This is a genomic window from Nitrosomonas eutropha, from assembly GCF_003201195.1.
GTDB classification, from domain to species: Bacteria; Pseudomonadota; Gammaproteobacteria; order Burkholderiales; family Nitrosomonadaceae; genus Nitrosomonas; species Nitrosomonas eutropha.
Genome location: NZ_QICQ01000009.1, coordinates 25216 through 40696, shown reverse-complemented (window position 1 = coordinate 40696; position 15481 = coordinate 25216). Strand labels below are relative to the sequence as shown.

Sequence of the window (15481 nt, the reverse complement as noted above, 5' to 3'; positions counted from 1 at the left end):
CGCATCTTGATGTGTAAATAAAGCCCTGATCGCGAGGTATATCCGATCGATTACAATGTAATTGTTGATGATGCCAATGATAATTAGTATCATTCTTATTTCATATTGTCTAATTTGATTCAGATCGATATTTTCACCACAAGGAGATACCGCATGCATGCACCAGCAATTCTGCGACAGTCGGGAATCAATAGCTTATTACCTGAAAAAACAATCGACATCCATACGCCTCCTGTAAAACGCATGAAACTCTGGGAGCTGGACAGAACCCATCACTGCCCTGTTATCGGCCTTTGCCTTCCTCCTTCAGATCTTGAATGCTTTGCCAGACATTTTCACTTTAATGCTCCAACAAATAACGCACATGCTCTACATGTCGAGGCGGTTTGCTGCGCAACATCCAGAAATGCCGTATCAGAAACGATTCATAAGCGTCTGGACAGATTGCATCGGAGCTATATCAAACAATTCGAGGCAGCCAAAACTGACAACGAGGTATTGACACTTTGGAGAACACACTTTTCCAACGGGAAAGTAGCCGGGCCTCTGTGGGCAGCACTTACCCACAAGCGCATCAGTTCTGAAACCAGGGAGGAAATTCACGATACGGTTCATATGCACATGCATGAAGCAGTCGCCAAGCTTTCGGCTATGCAGAATCGGGTAAGTCAAACAGAGCAGACACTGAAGGAGCTGACCGAGCAACTGGAGCTGACCAAGGGAAAACACGCGCAGACCGAATTGCGCTTACGCCAGCGGCTGGAACAGGCGACTGTAGAAATTCGGCAATTACAGCAATCCCGACGGGAAGATGACACCCTGCGTCAGCGCCTGAAAATGCTGGAATCCGGCTACACCATGATCAGTATGGGGCAGCGCCTGATGCTGCTGACAACAGAAAACGAGCAACTGCAAATCAAGGTCGCTCAAGCTGATGAACTCAAGCGATCACTCAAAAAAGCCTGCCACAATCTGACTGAACTTTATCGCGAACGGGATACCCTCCATACCGAGCGAGATACACTGGAGAATCTGCTGCTGGCTTTTAGTGCCACTCATACCATGGATAAAGAGTCAGCCGATATAGTTGATGCCCCCACTGCTTCTTACGACTGCATTCTGTGCGTGGGCGGTCGATCGGCACAACTACCACACTACCGCGTACTTGCCAGACAGTTTGGCTTCAAATTGTCACATCATGACGGCGGACAGGAAGATGCGTTATCCCGCTTACCGGAAATGGTATACGGCGCCACAGCGGTGATTTGCCCGACTGATTGCGTCAGCCATGCTGCCTACTATCAGATCAAAAGACTTTGCCGCCTGGGGCGCAAGCCTTGTTTATTGTTCAAGGGAACAGGCATTTCCAGCTTCGCCACGGCATTAGCAAAAATTGCAGCAGGCGAAGCCAGCATCAATAATTTATCTAGCTTGCTACCCGAAACCACGGCGTAGGTGCTGAACGTTATCTGCTGGTCAGTTTTTGCTCTTCTTATTTTTCGATTCATAACACAACACGGAGAAAGCATGTCTTTTGGAATTAGAACAGTAAAAACTGTTATGTCGCTTTATTTATTGGTATTTGTTCTGCCAAGTACCGGCGAGGCGTATGCGACCAATACAGAATCGACAGATCAAACCGGTTTTTTGGTGATTACAGCCGATCGAGGCTTTGTGGGCAACGAGGAGATCCGCGAAGCATTCTTACCTTTCTCCGTCAATCATCCGGCAGCACTGGTATTCGTTACTGACGAGCGTACCCAGCAAACCCTGCAATCTGCATTGGCCAGCCTGCATAGCCGCAATGTCAGCCGTATTGTGGTATTGCCTTTGTTTATTTCTGCAGCAGAACCGCATTATCAACTCATTTATCAGCTGATCACGCAGAAAAATAAAATTGCCCCCACTATTTTTGCGCAACCTTATGGTGAAAGTTATTTCGCAGTTGAGGCGCTCGCCGCCTGGTTGCGCACCATGGAACATACGGCCCGTCAAAACCTACTTGTAGTAGGTTTTGGCGCACAAAATGATAAGGACAGACGTGCGATGTATAACGACTGGATGCGAATTATCAAACAGGCATCAGCAGGAATCAATTTTCGTTCGATCAATGCCCTGATCCTTCCGGAAAGATCAGAAAACGAATCTCCGGAAGGCTACATGAATAGTATAAAACGAAAACTTTCCAACGTACTGACATCTCTTCCGGCCATTAAAAATAGCAAGAACCAGGTTATCTTGTTTGCTCTGGGCCCCAAACATGACAGCATGATGTCGCTCGACGCACGACTGAAACAGCTGCTACCTCAGAATGCAGTACTCAATAACTTTGGAATCGAACCACAGCAACTGACGATGTGGATGAAGCGGGAAGCTAATCGTCATCTGCCCCTGGCAGCAGAAGATACCGGCGTTATCCTGTTTGCTCATGGTTCTGATTTTCATTGGAATGAGAATCTGCGTACAGCAGTACACCCCCTGATGGATCGCTACAAAATCGAATTTGCCTTTTCCATGGCGGATCCTCTTACAATCGAACATGCACTGCACAAGCTGGAGCAGCGCGGCGCCAAAGCAGCAATTATCGTCAGTGCCTTCGCAACCAAAAATTCATTCCGTAAGGAAATCGCACACCTGGTCGGGATGGATATCGAGGATCCTGAAACCAAGCAAGCTATAGCCAACAGCAAAACACAGAATGGACATGGCAAGCACGGACATGGAGAATCCAGCAAACCCGTTCCCAGGATCCTGACATCCTTACCGGCCATCTGGACAGGCGGTTATGAGGATAGCCCCCTATTTGCAAAAGCACTGTTTGATCGTGTACTTGCGCTCTCCAAGGATCCATCTAAAGAAACTGTCATTCTGACTGCGCACGGCGCGCAGGATGATCAGCACAACGATAAATGGTTGCAAAATCTGGAAAACATCACCCATCAAATACGCAGCAATGGCGGTGAAAATTTCAAAGCATTCAAGGTTGCCACCTGGCGCGAAGATTGGCCAAAAAAACGTGCGCCCTGGGTTAAAAAAACAAGAGCCATGGTAACCGAAGCCAACAAACAAGGGGGCACAGCCATCGTCATCCCCGCACGCACAACCAGTACTGGTCCAGAAAAAAAATTCCTGGAGGGACTCAAATTCGAACTGGGAGAAGGTTTTGCGCCTCACCCCTTGTTCACGCAATGGGTCGATGAACAAATTCAACAAGGAATAAAGCAGCACGAGGAAGCCATCAATAACTAAAAACATTACCGTGGCAACAAAAACCGCTGTTCCAGCCAGCCAGCCAGCACTACGCCAGCCAGCCAGAAATTACTCATTTCTGGAGGAAGTATTTTTATGTCACCGAGATGCAAGCATTATCCAGCCGCACTCAACATTTTTTATTTTGCAATCATCATGGCTGTATCGATGCTTTCTAATGCTGTTCATGCACAGACAACATCAGCTGGCACAAAATCTGAAAGTAGGCTGGCTTCCGCTGACTTGAAGGAAATCACCGTTACCGCTACCCGCACCAGTCGAAAGGTAAGCGAAGTGCCCGAATCAGTCAGTGTGGTCGATACCGAGCAGATACGGACCCGGCAAGCAGCTGATATAGGAGATGTCCTCCGTTACCTGCCTAACGTTGAACTGGGTGGTGGGCCGCGCAATCTGGGCCTTAGTCCGGTCATGCGCGGCATGGGGGATGATCGCATCCTGTTCCTGCTGGATGGTGCCAGACAGGATTTCAACCGTGGTCACAATGCCCGCATCTTTACCGACCCTAGTCTGCTCAAGCGCGTGGATGTCATGCGCGGGCCGGCTTCCACCGTATGGGGCAGTGGCGCGCTCGGTGGCGTTATCTCCTTAACCACGCTGGATGCAACCGATCTGCTGCGTTCCGGTGAGCGTTTCGGCATGAAAGTTCGAGGGGGATTCCAGAGCATGAACGAGCAATATATTCCCGGCATCAGTGCTTACGGGCTGGTTGGAGAACAATTCGATTATCTGCTTGATTTTTCCTACCGTAATGCAGCCGACGATATCCGTCACGGCGACGGCTCCAAACTACAAAACTCCCGCTTTGAATCCTATGCCAGTCTGGCCAAATTTAACTGGACACCAGGCGATCATCGCTTCACATTTTCTGCACAAACGTTCGATCAGGCCGGTAAAGTACCTTCCAACCCGCAAGCCGCTTCTACGGCCAACACACTGGTAGATCGGGATACCGAGCAGCGCAACTATACACTGCGCTATCGTTATGAAAATGTGGATAATGCCTGGCTCAATCCTGAAGTACTGGTCTACCACAATACTACCTACAGTCTCGAGAAACGGTTATTTGACCGGCGGCGCGATGAAACTGATTTCTCCACGACCGGCATCAATGCACGCAACAGCTCGCGCCTTGAGCTGAACAGTTTTACAACCCAATTAATTACCTATGGCGTTGATTATTTTCATAATGAAGCTAAAGGCAAACGCAATGGCGCCACACGACCGGAATTCCCCCGGGGCGAAGCAGATGTCGTTGGCCTGTATTTGCAGGATGAAATCACGTTGTGGGAACGATTGTCACTCATTCCTGGTATACGTTGGGATTATTTCAGCAGTAAGGCAGATGGCATATCCGTCAGCTCCAATCAAAATGATCGCGTCAATTTCAAGCTTGGTGGACTGCTTAAGGTAACTGAATGGTTCTCAATCACTGGTGGCTACAGCGAAGCATTTCGCGCACCGACACTAGGCGAACTGTTTACGACCGGTACACATTTCACTTGTGGACCAAGGTGTTCCAATCTGTTTACCCCCAATCCCGATCTTAAACCGGAAACTGCCTTCAATAAGGAAATTGGCGCACGCATACAAAAATCGAATCTGCTGTTTGAAAACGATCAACTGACGATGCGCGGAACTTATTTCCATAATAAGGTTAAAAATTTCGTTGATCTGATGGTTGATTTTGTCTTTCGCCCGGTTCCTGGCAACCCAGGCAGAGGCGGCACCACAACCAGTGACAATGTACATGATGCCCTGCTGAAAGGATTCGAAATAGAGACCAGCTATGCGGCGAAATATAGCTACACCGGCTTCTCCTACGCTCAGACCCGGGGTCACAACCGGACGAGTGGCGGGGTATTGTCCAATGTTCAGCCAGATAAATGGATTGTAATGGCCGGGTTAAATTGGCCAACTCATGATCTTTCCCTGGGCTGGCGCAGCAGTATTGTCAGTGCACAACATCGTGTACCAACAGGTGGAACCCCGACACCTGGCTATACACTGCATGATCTAACATTAACCTGGCTGCCACAAAACGGCCCGGCTAAAGGGTTACGTTTTGATTTTGGAATCGACAATCTGACTGACAAGGATTATCGCCGTCACCTCAACGTGTTGAAAGATCCGGGACGCAACTACAAACTGGCTGTTTCATATCAATTCTGATTCGTGCTATCCAGCTTTGTTCATGTAGGGACTTGAATCTGAATTGTGTGGCAGGTTACAGCAGCTGTTCAATATCACTGGCCGGTGATTCCGGCTTATCTTCCCGATAGTGGCGATAAAGCATTTCCAGCCCTTGATATTGCAGCTCAAAACCACACTGACTGGTGATGTTCATCATCCGTAGAACTTTACCCTGATAATCACTGAGCAACTTATTCTGCCCGCTATTTTTGACAACACGCCTCGCTCTATACAATGCATGTGCACTTTTAAGCATAGTCTTGATTAGGGTTATAAACGAACCACAAAAGACGCCTGTGCTCAACATAATGACTCATTTAGGTATGCTGGCGACCATCAAAATCAAGAGTAGCGGGAACATGGAACCCTCTTATCAAATTTTTATTTATCCAACAATAAATACCCTTGCGACTCCTACACCGTCCAAATCCGACCATAATGGTAAGGAACCTTGAGCCAAGTTTGTTGAAGAGGTGTAATTCCTTTGAGCCCCAGATCACCGCCATGAAGTTCTTCATTGTAGTCACCGCCGATGGGAAACCAGAAAGGTACCGACTGATCAATATCGCCGATGTTAATCGCAACAAGTGTGTATTGTGCGTTGCTGTAACGTGCGAACAGCAAGACACGCTTTGAAAGATAGCGGTCCCAATCATTAAAGAAAAAATAATTGCCGCGACGGATCTGCGACCGATCGCGCCGGATACGTAACAGCTTTCTTACCAGTTGCACCAACTGCTGACCCGGGCTGTCGTAGAAATAATCCCACCGCAGCGAGCGCAAAAGCCCCACACGCCCTGCGCCGAAATCGGGCAAAAAATAGCTTTCACCAAATTCCTCACCTTGCCACAACATCGGTACGCCTTTACTCATCAGCATGGCGATGAGATAGGGCTGGAGCATGTACCAGTGACTGCGGTCGCCCTTGAGAAAAAGCGGATTACCGGCCTCGTCCGGATTCATCAAACCGAAATTACAAATGAAGCGCTCGTGATCGTGATTCTCAATGTATTGCAACGCAGTTTTAGTAATCACGTCTCCATTGGTGTTCTCTTGCTCCGGGTAACCAAGTAAACCGAGCGATAAACCCCAGTCAGCCAGTCGCCTCTGGTCGCCACGTGCCACCGCCTTGGCAGCGTCGAAGGTATGATTCTGCCAGGTGCTGTTGGAGTAAGTTGTGCGCAGCACCTCCTCTGGCCCTTCTAATTGCTCGGCATATTGAATGAGCCTGAGCGACGTGCCTGCACCCGCGTTGAAACGATTCCAATAGCGCTGATTTTGCGCAATCTTGTTTTTGGTGAGTTGGTAAGTCTCATAGACAAGGTTTGCATATCCCACACCGAATGGCCCATCCCAGTAATTCGGCACGCAATCGTAGCGCAGCCCGTCGATGTGATAAACCTCGAGCCAATGATGGTTAACCGTGAAAAAATAGTCGCGTGTGAATGGGCTCCCAAAGTTCGTGCTCTTTCCAAAGCTGCTGAAATAATCTTTGGCGAAAGGTCCCATAAAAGGGTTTTCGTGATACTGCAGGCGATTGTAAGCGTCGTAGTAGGGAAAATCGACTCCGGTATGACCATATACGACGTCGACAATGACGGCGATGCCTTGCTGATGAGCAATATCAACGAGTTTCTGGAAGTCAGAGCGCTTACCGAATCGTTCATCAACGCCGAAATAGCCGATGGGGAGATATCCCCAATCGACCGACATGGCAACGTTTGACAACGGCATGATTTCGATAGCGTTCACGCCGAGATCGCTAAGATAGACCATGAGATCGCGCGTGCGCTCCAGGTCGCCGCCAAGCTCCGCGATGTTAATTTCATAAATTATCAGATTAGAGAGCTCCGGCGTGCGCCAATTTGCCTCGGCTACACTCCAGTTATACGGTTGATAACCGAGCGTAAACGCTGAAAGCTTACCAACGCCAAACTCCCGCGCGCACGGATCGATGATCCAGTCGAGGATGCCGACATTCGGATTGTTGATCTGATAGCGATAGACATACCGTCCAGCCGTACCCCAGGCCGATCCGGGATTTGCCGGTGTCGTCCCGACAATCGGCACAGTCGCCGACCAAAAGTCGCCGTAAGGCGAGCGCACGCTATGGGCCATGGGGAATTCCCGTGGCGGAATCTCCTGCAAAAACTGATCGTGCTCGTGAATAATCTTGACCGTGACTGCATTACCGTCGACAGCCGACACCCAAGGTAGCCAGAATCCGAAACTCACCGTGCCATTGGTCTCGACGGCACCCAGAATGCTGAGAGGAAGCAAGTTGCTAGCCATAAGAGCAAATCTCCATAAAGATCAATCAATCGAACCACCACGCAATTATCAATTGTTTATCCGACAAGCTGCTCACAACGCCTTCCATTGAATGTGCCGGACAGCACACGCCCAGTATGTGTCTGTGACACGCCATGTACCCGTTGCCATCGGCGTCATGCGCAACGATAGCACGCGTGTGTCCGGAAGAACCATAAACTCCTTGTTCGCATCATTGCCATTGGCTTCGAGAGAGGCAGTGCGTGCAGCTTTCATGACTACACTATCTACGCCAGTCGAAAATATGCCAGTATTGTTGCAATGGTTATCTCAAACCATCCCGCTCACTCATTTTTTGATCATTATCGAAGGCTGTTTTCTCAAGGCGCTTCCACCCTGGGACATCCTTGCAAACCTCTGGCCACTGGCAGCGATTTCCCTCACTACACTGCCCATGGTAATCATCTTTACCCGTAACCGGTTGCAATAAAAACGGGAATCTGGATTCTCAACCTAAACCACGTAAAACGAAAAATGAAGAAAAAGACATTGATCACTGGACGCTCCAGTGGTATCAGCCATTGCACTGCTCATGGCCTGCAAAAGCGCGGCTATCATGTCTTTGCTACTGCCCGTCGACGGGCAAATGTAGATATGCGTTACCGGGCATAAGGATTGAAAAGTTTCCAGTCAAAGTCGCCAAAAGAGAAATAACCGGGGAAATTAATCTCTGCACCCCTTCCAAAATTCAATTTGCTTCCAAAAAACGCTTGCACAAATTATTTTTACCAGTACAATGATAATCATTCTCATTAACTAATTTGACTGGAACGAGATATGAATACCATCAATACCGAATATCATACGGACCCTAAATTGAATGATGGACTGATTTCACAGTTTCCCATCAAGTTGATCAGCAGCAAAACTTTGTTCGGGATAGGCAATGAAATACTTATTCAGCATCGGGGCGAGCAATATCACTTACGCCTGACACGCAACGATAAACTGATACTGACAAAATAATTTACAAGCGTATTTTTGATCTACATTCAAAGCTGACGGATATTAACTTTCATAGCAATCACTGGCAGTTCTCTCTCTCCTCTTCCAGTGATTTATGACGGCAAGCCAGCCCCTCCTCCCGGGGCAAGCCAGCCTTTTTTCTGAGATGGAATTGATTATGAAATTTCTGAAAAAACCAGCATTGGCGTCAGTCGGTCAGGATGCACAGCCAAATTTCAGCAAATTACCCGAAATTCATCGAAGCAAAGCAGTGTTCACCACATTTTCCTATCAAGACAAGCAACAAGCTCCCAGGCTGGGATGGAGATTAAAGCATTTGTATCACTTGATCTGTTCAGCTTTGTCACGCACCGCGCATGGGAACACAGTCCGACTTCAGCCTGAAAATCCCGCATACACCAAAACTCCGATTGATTGCCACGTCAATACCAACACACTGAAAACGCCAGTTGATGCCAGTTTGCACTGGATCAGATCAGGCCAGCCACATCCATATCTCGTCACACCCGCTATCAGCTGTCCGAAAGATGGTTGCTGTCATCTCATTGATCAGTCTGTTTTATGTATAGGCGGACGTGCAGCACTCTATCCGGATTATCATCGTCTGATTGAGGCTGCTGGTGGCCACTTTATGGCATTTCGCAGTAGCGTGCAAGGCAATGCAAATTGTCTACTCGCTCTGCTTGATTGCGTAAATATCGTGATTTGTCCGGCGGACTGCATCAACCATGAAGATTTTTTTACCGTCAGGCGATATTGCCAGCGTACTCGCAAATATTGCGTCATGCTGCAACGATCGGATCTGGTTACTTTTGGCAAGGCGGTTGAAATTCTCTCCCGAGGTAGCCGTTATCTGAACAAACCAGGTTCATCACATTTGCCAGCAACTTGATCATTACACACAGCATCTGTTACTCAGGATCCTCTGAGAATGTTAATGAAGAAGCCAGCACAAGGTAAATACAGGCGAAAAATACAGTTTACAGCTAGTAAATGCATATTTTGAGATTGTGTTTAACGTAGTGAGGCAACACAGATCATTTTTCAGAGGATCCCTAACAGCGTCATGCATTGAGAGCAAACTAAAAGAGAGTCCATCCATGTATACAAAAAACAGCTATCCATTCTTATGGTCATATCCGATTTTGTTTGTTTTTCTGCTTCTGCTGGTGGCATCTTTTTCAGTACAAGCCAGGGACACACAAGAGTACTGGATCGCCGCAGAAAAGACAGATTGGAATTATGCGCCATCTGGCGGAAATCTGATCAACCCCGAAAATGGTCTGGGTGTCTACGGAAACACATTGGTTTACACCAAATATCGCTATATCGGTTATACCGACAACAGTTACTCTCAACCTATATCTCAGCCTGAATGGATGGGAATTCTAGGTCCCACCATCCGCGCAGTAGTGGGCGATATCATCAAGGTCCATTTTCTGAACAACACTGATCTGCCACTTTCAATACACCCTCATGGCGTGATGTATAACAAGGATAATGAAGGTGCTGATGGTGGTGCGGGCGGCAGTATTCCTCCGGGTGGACGCTACACTTATACCTGGGTCGTTGATCGGGATGCCGGCCCCGGTCCGGATGACCCCTCATCCATTGTCTGGCTCTATCACTCGCATGTCATGGCAGAACACGAAATCAACCTGGGGTTAATCGGAACCATCATTGTCACCGCTGCTAATAAAGCGCGTTCGAATAGAGGCCCTATTCCACGCGATGTGGATCAGGAGTTTATCGCGCTATACATGATATTCAACGAAGAAAATGATGAGGAAAGTGGCCTGAAACATACGATCAATGGCCGGATTTTCGGCAATCTGTCTGGCTTTGAAACTACACGTGGCCAGCGTGTTCGCTGGCATCTGATCGCACTGGGCAATGAAGTGGATAACCACACAGTACATTGGCATGGGCAGACCGTGCTGGATAATGGTCGCCGAACTGACGTAATCGAGATCATGCCTGCCAGCATGCGATCTGTTGACATGGTTCCCCGTTCACCAGGCAACTGGTTATTCCACTGCCACGTCAACGATCATATGATGGCTGGAATGTCCACCCGCTGGCTGGTGAAATAGTAGAAGGCTCCCGTTTTTACAGGGGGCCTTGAATCAGAATGATCCTGCGGGTAGATCAATTGAGCTTTTTCGATGCAAAGTACCAGATCAGATATAAATAAATGTCAGTAGAATTTTTTGTCGTCATATGCTTGGGCTAGTACCCTTCAAACTCTTCTGTTCTGATGTTATCTTCATCAGCGCCAATCTCAATCAGCAGTGCGCGCATGGCCTTAACCATGCCTTCCGGGCCAGACAAATAATAGCGCGATGCAATAATATCAGGCACATGTTGTTTGATGAGTTCTGCATTAACGTGACCTTGGGTTGATGTATACACCGGTACAAAAGTAAAATTTTTATTTTCTCCTGCAAGCCATTTCAGATCATCAGTGTAAGCAGCCTGTACAGGTGTGCGGTTGGCGTAAATCAGTGTAATTTTGTGATTTGTCTTGTCATGCGTAGCCTGCGCAATAATGCTGCGCACTGGTGTAATACCAATGCCACCTGTGATAAACACTACCGGGACAGCCTCGTTTTTTTGCAGTGTGAAATCTCCCCACAGCGCAAGCAGTTGCACCATGGTCCCTTCCGGAACTTTGGCTGCTGCTCTTTTATAGAGCGAATCACGCATGCGGGTAGCCATGCGCAACGTGTCCTCAAATGGTGCACTAACGAATGAAAAACCATGTTTGTTATTGCTGTCGTTCAGCCCGGTAGAAGGCGGCAGCACCAGATCACCATATTGACCCGCACGATACTCAAAGCCCTTGGGCTTTTCCAGCGTGAATTCCATGGTTCCTTCAGCTATTTCCTTTTTCTGCAATAACCTGACATCATAACTGGTTGGCATAATTGAATTGGACCTCTTCTAAAATTTAAAGACTAGCTTGACTATTTACACGCATGTGTGGCGGGAAAATGTGTTGATTGCTGCTATTAGCTGGCCAGGGCACTCCGACGCCACTGCCACAGCATCATCATGCCACCCAGTCCGATCAACAAGACAGTGGCTGGTTCAGGAATAGGATTTTTCGGATTCCCCACACCTGCAACAGTTAGACGAAGCACCTGACTGTAACCGAGACTATCACTACCCGCGACGCTGTAAGTCAGCAGACTGGAATCAAACCCGGTGGAAGTATTAATATCGAAATTGTCCCATGTGCCAGTGAGGTTACCACCAACCTGGATCAGGTCATAAGTAGTATCAAAAGCTGACTGGATAAAATTGTCAAAATCCAGCGCCAACGAGCCACCCATTGTAAAATCACCATTAACAAAAAGCTGGTCATACAGCGTTGGATCAAAAATTTCAAAGACCAGTGTACTGCTCTCTTCCAATACAAGATCACCGGTAATCGTCAGCACGCCAAACGGATTGGCAGAATTGCCCGGACTGATCAGGCCATGGTTGATAACATCCCCCTCCAGCATGCCACCTTTGCCCGCAAGACTGCCGACAGACCAGATAGTGGCACCCTCATCGGCCGACACAACGCCGCCATCATTGACAACAAGATTCCCCTGGCCACCCGTACTGGAAGCATTCCCGCCAATGTAAAGATTTCCCAAGTTGTCCCAACGAGAATCTACACCGGTAACAACAGCAGCACCCGTAGAACCGGCCTGGTACCCAAGATAGCCCTGCTCGCTGACAACTCTTCCACCCTCTTCCACGACAAGCAAAGCCTGTCCAAGGTAGCCGGTATACAAACCGCCACTTGAGTTATCCCAGAGTGTATCCTCACCCGTAACAGTGGCGGTGCCAGTTGAACCGGCATTAAAGCCAAGATAGCCATCCTCATGGTGATATTCCACACCATCAATCCGGCCAGAGAGCGTTGGAGAATTCCCATCAAAATTCGCGAGTGTTGCGCCACTATTAACAATAAGATGACCATCACCACTCGTAGAATTGGCACCAGAATTACCGACAATAATGACACTGACATCCGCATCATCACTGATAGTTTGGTTGCCACGCAAAATCAGCTCATCTGCCTGTACTGTCTGCCCAAAAACCAGCGCGGCAGCCAAGAAGGTGCCCATACAAATCTGTAAATTATTTTTCTTCACACTCTACCTCTCGTCATAAACTTACCTGAAGAGCATTAAAACAACCTCAAATTGCTTGTCAAGCTCCTGCATTTCCTCCCTGCCCTGAATCAAGCTGTTATCACAAAAATTTACACCCGCTAACCGTACCTTGTGTTTTATCCCGTAAAGCTGATAACTTGGAGGAAACCTCATGAAATATTTTTTGTATGGCGCAAGCAAGAATCCCAATAAGGCATTACTTCAAATCGCTTGCTCAGGAAATCGACAAATGCTCTGACACGCTGCGAGAGGTGACGAGTTTGCGGGTAGATGGCATAGGCTGCCAGTTGCGAATAGTGGTATTCCGTTAATATCGGCAGTAACGCACCGTGTTCGATTTCCCGATAAACAATGAAAGCCGGCAGCAATACGATACCCAGCCCATCGACGGCGGCATCACGCAGAAACTCGCCATTACTGGCTTTCAGGTAGGGAGTAATTCTGGTTTTGATCAATTGTCCCGCAGGGTCATACACATGCCAGTTATCACTATTACTGATCAGATTGTAGGCCAGACAGCGATGCCTGATGAGCTCTTCAGGTGTCTGCGGCATACCCATGTGCTCCAGATACGCCGGGCTGGCGCACATAACGGCTTGAATTGGTGCCAGGTGACGCGCGATCAGGCTGGAATCAGGTAAGCTGGCAATGCGGATGGCAAGATCAAAACCTTCCGCCAGCAAATCAACCTGACGATCATTGAAATCCAGATCAAATTTGATACCCGGATGAGTATGCAGGAATGCGGTGATAGCCGGGCCCAGATGCATCAAACCAAAGCTAAGTGGAACTGCCACTTTCAAATTACCTTTTAAAGCACCATGAAATTGCGATACGGCGTGCTCGGCTTCGAGAATATCCGCGAGGATACGAACAGATTGTTCGTAAAAAGCACGCCCGCTGTCGGTAAGCTTCATTTGCCGCGTAGTGCGATGAAATAGCTGAACGCCCAAGTGCGCTTCCAGTTCCTTTAACCGTCGGCTGATGACAGACTTGGCCACATCCATACGATCCGCAGCAGCGCTGATACTGCCCGCTTCCACGATGTACGCAAACGTATTCATGTTCTCAAATCGATCCATAGAGTCCTTTTATTGTTCCAGATACAAGAACAATTATTTACATAAAACACTATTTATTCTTATTACAACAACGTAGATAATGCTTCTGGTAAGCAGAACCTGTCAATGCATGACAGGACGAAAAAGGAGAAAACAATGAATACCTTAGTAAATTCTGTACGAATCATTCCCGCGACAGCAGTACCTGAAGGGGCCGGCGTAATCGTGCACCGCACCATCGGCACAGCAACATTGCGCAATTATGATCCTTTCCTGTTACTAGATCACATCAGCAGTGACAATCCGAATGATTACATTGCCGGCTTTCCGTCACATCCGCACCGGGGGTTTATCACTTTCACCTATATGCTGGATGGCTATATGCAGCATCAGGACAGCATGGGCAATACCGGCAACCTCGAACCGGGCTCAGCACAGTGGATGAAAGCGGCCAGCGGGGTGATTCATTCCGAAATGCCGAAACAGGAAAATGGCTTGCTGCGTGGATTCCAACTGTGGATTAATCTGCCTGCGGTCAACAAGATGGATCATCCGGAATATCAGGAATTTCCTGCAGCGGCATTCCCAGTGATAGAAACAGCAGACTACCGACTGAAAGTGTTGATCGGCCGATTGGGTAATGCCGTTGCACCGATCCAGGATGATTTGACGCAAGTAACTTATTTTGATGTACAGCTACAGCCCGGACGGCATTTTCAGCACCAGTTACCGGCGCAGAATACAAGCTTCATTTATGTATTTGAAGGCAATGGACAATTTAACGGACAGGCTGTCGCACTTCATTCTTTGGTTGTGATAGGTGTTGACGACAGCATTTTCGACTTCGTGGCAGGAGAACAAGGAGTACGTTTCATTGCAGTCAGCGGAAAACCATTGCACGAGCCAATCGTGCAGTATGGCCCGTTCGTTATGAATACCCGCGAACAAATTGATGAGGCGCTACAGGATTATCAATCCAATCAATTTGTGCGTGATAAAGCATGGATTAAACGCAAGTAATAAAAAGTATTTTTAAGAAACACCAGCTTACTGGCAAGGAGATTCAAATGGAAAAAATCAGTCAATTCGTTGCACGTTTGCTTCTGGCACAAATATTTTTACTCGCAGGTATTTCAAAAATTAGTGGCTATTCAGATACACAAGGCTATATGGATGCAATGGGCGTTCCAGGAACACTATTGCCGCTGGTCATTCTGCTTGAAGTGGGTGGGGCTCTGGCAATTATCATTGGCTGGAAAACCCGCCTGGTATCTGTCGCTCTGGCACTGTTTACACTGGCAGCAGCAGTAATTTTTCACAGCAATCTTGCCGATCAGACACAAATGATCATGTTCATGAAAAATATTGCCATCGCAGGTGGCTTCACTCTGCTGGCAGTGCATGGTGCCGGTGGCTACAGCCTGGACAACCGCAGCAGCAGAGCTTGACGAAATCACAGATTATCCGAAACTGATCGTTAGGGAACCTCTG

Annotated in this window: 16 protein-coding genes; 10 read left to right on the top strand and 6 right to left on the bottom strand. The window is 48.0% G+C overall.

What is annotated here, in order from left to right:
- The first annotated feature begins 153 nt into the window (after positions 1 to 153).
- From C8R14_RS04910 to C8R14_RS04900, 3 genes are all read left to right on the top strand, one after another.
- On the top strand, positions 154 to 1455 hold the full coding sequence (locus C8R14_RS04910; protein WP_011633815.1) for a DUF2325 domain-containing protein: 1302 nt from the start codon (positions 154 to 156) through the stop codon (positions 1453 to 1455).
- 72 nt (positions 1456 to 1527) lie between these two features.
- Complete coding sequence (locus C8R14_RS04905; protein WP_011633814.1) at positions 1528 to 3249, top strand: CbiX/SirB N-terminal domain-containing protein; 1722 nt, start codon at positions 1528 to 1530, stop codon at positions 3247 to 3249.
- 96 nt (positions 3250 to 3345) lie between these two features.
- Positions 3346 to 5439 carry a TonB-dependent hemoglobin/transferrin/lactoferrin family receptor gene (locus tag C8R14_RS04900; protein ID WP_011633813.1) on the top strand — a complete coding sequence of 698 codons (2094 nt, stop codon included), beginning with the start codon at positions 3346 to 3348 and terminating at the stop codon, positions 5437 to 5439.
- Positions 5440 to 5494: 55 nt separating this feature from the next.
- Here C8R14_RS04900 and C8R14_RS04895 read toward each other — a convergent pair whose 3' ends face one another.
- The 3 genes from C8R14_RS04895 to C8R14_RS04885 form a co-directional block, all read right to left on the bottom strand.
- The gene (locus C8R14_RS04895) at positions 5495 to 5716 is read right to left on the bottom strand and encodes a hypothetical protein (protein WP_041353434.1); all 222 of its coding nucleotides are present in this window, start codon (positions 5714 to 5716) and stop codon (positions 5495 to 5497) included.
- 158 nt (positions 5717 to 5874) lie between these two features.
- Positions 5875 to 7752 carry an alpha-amylase family glycosyl hydrolase gene (locus C8R14_RS04890; protein WP_011633811.1) on the bottom strand — a complete coding sequence of 626 codons (1878 nt, stop codon included), beginning with the start codon at positions 7750 to 7752 and terminating at the stop codon, positions 5875 to 5877.
- Between the two features lie 72 nt (positions 7753 to 7824).
- A complete protein-coding gene (locus C8R14_RS04885; RefSeq protein WP_041353433.1) occupies positions 7825 to 8007 on the bottom strand; it encodes a hypothetical protein in 183 nt (60 codons plus the stop codon).
- On the opposite strand from C8R14_RS04885, the gene C8R14_RS04880 reads away from it, so the two are divergent.
- From C8R14_RS04880 to C8R14_RS04860, 5 genes are all read left to right on the top strand, one after another.
- Positions 8006 to 8221 carry a P-loop NTPase family protein gene (locus tag C8R14_RS04880; RefSeq protein ID WP_041353432.1) on the top strand — a complete coding sequence of 72 codons (216 nt, stop codon included), beginning with the start codon at positions 8006 to 8008 and terminating at the stop codon, positions 8219 to 8221. The two genes, C8R14_RS04885 and C8R14_RS04880, sit on opposite strands and share 2 nt — an antisense overlap.
- Positions 8222 to 8265: 44 nt before the next feature.
- Positions 8266 to 8403, top strand: coding sequence for a hypothetical protein (locus C8R14_RS04875; protein ID WP_176752566.1), 138 nt, complete (start codon positions 8266 to 8268; stop codon positions 8401 to 8403).
- A gap of 165 nt (positions 8404 to 8568) precedes the next feature.
- Complete coding sequence (gene hemP, locus C8R14_RS04870; RefSeq protein ID WP_011633809.1) at positions 8569 to 8757, top strand: hemin uptake protein HemP; 189 nt, start codon at positions 8569 to 8571, stop codon at positions 8755 to 8757.
- 157 nt (positions 8758 to 8914) lie between these two features.
- A complete protein-coding gene (locus C8R14_RS04865) occupies positions 8915 to 9649 on the top strand; it encodes a DUF2325 domain-containing protein (protein WP_041353431.1) in 735 nt (244 codons plus the stop codon).
- A gap of 208 nt (positions 9650 to 9857) precedes the next feature.
- A complete protein-coding gene (locus tag C8R14_RS04860; protein WP_011633807.1) occupies positions 9858 to 10850 on the top strand; it encodes a multicopper oxidase domain-containing protein in 993 nt (330 codons plus the stop codon).
- 136 nt (positions 10851 to 10986) lie between these two features.
- Here the strand turns inward: C8R14_RS04860 and C8R14_RS04855 are convergent, their stop codons facing one another.
- The 3 genes from C8R14_RS04855 to C8R14_RS04845 all read right to left on the bottom strand — a co-directional run bounded on the left by C8R14_RS04855 (position 10987) and on the right by C8R14_RS04845 (position 13993).
- Entirely contained in the window at positions 10987 to 11682 is a 696-nt protein-coding gene (locus C8R14_RS04855; RefSeq protein WP_011633806.1) for an FAD-dependent oxidoreductase, read from the bottom strand.
- 86 nt (positions 11683 to 11768) lie between these two features.
- Positions 11769 to 12908: a PEP-CTERM sorting domain-containing protein gene (locus tag C8R14_RS04850; protein WP_011633805.1), complete on the bottom strand. Its 1140-nt coding sequence runs from the start codon at positions 12906 to 12908 to the stop codon at positions 11769 to 11771.
- A 170-nt stretch (positions 12909 to 13078) separates the two neighbouring features.
- The gene (locus C8R14_RS04845; RefSeq protein ID WP_242500198.1) at positions 13079 to 13993 is read right to left on the bottom strand and encodes a LysR family transcriptional regulator; all 915 of its coding nucleotides are present in this window, start codon (positions 13991 to 13993) and stop codon (positions 13079 to 13081) included.
- A 153-nt stretch (positions 13994 to 14146) separates the two neighbouring features.
- Between C8R14_RS04845 and C8R14_RS04840 the strand changes: the two genes are divergently transcribed.
- Both C8R14_RS04840 and C8R14_RS04835 read left to right on the top strand, forming a co-directional pair.
- Positions 14147 to 15010, top strand: a complete 864-nt coding sequence (locus tag C8R14_RS04840) for a pirin family protein (protein WP_011633803.1) — start codon at positions 14147 to 14149, stop codon at positions 15008 to 15010.
- A 47-nt stretch (positions 15011 to 15057) separates the two neighbouring features.
- Positions 15058 to 15438: a DoxX family protein gene (locus tag C8R14_RS04835; protein WP_011633802.1), complete on the top strand. Its 381-nt coding sequence runs from the start codon at positions 15058 to 15060 to the stop codon at positions 15436 to 15438.
- Positions 15439 to 15481 lie beyond the last annotated feature (43 nt).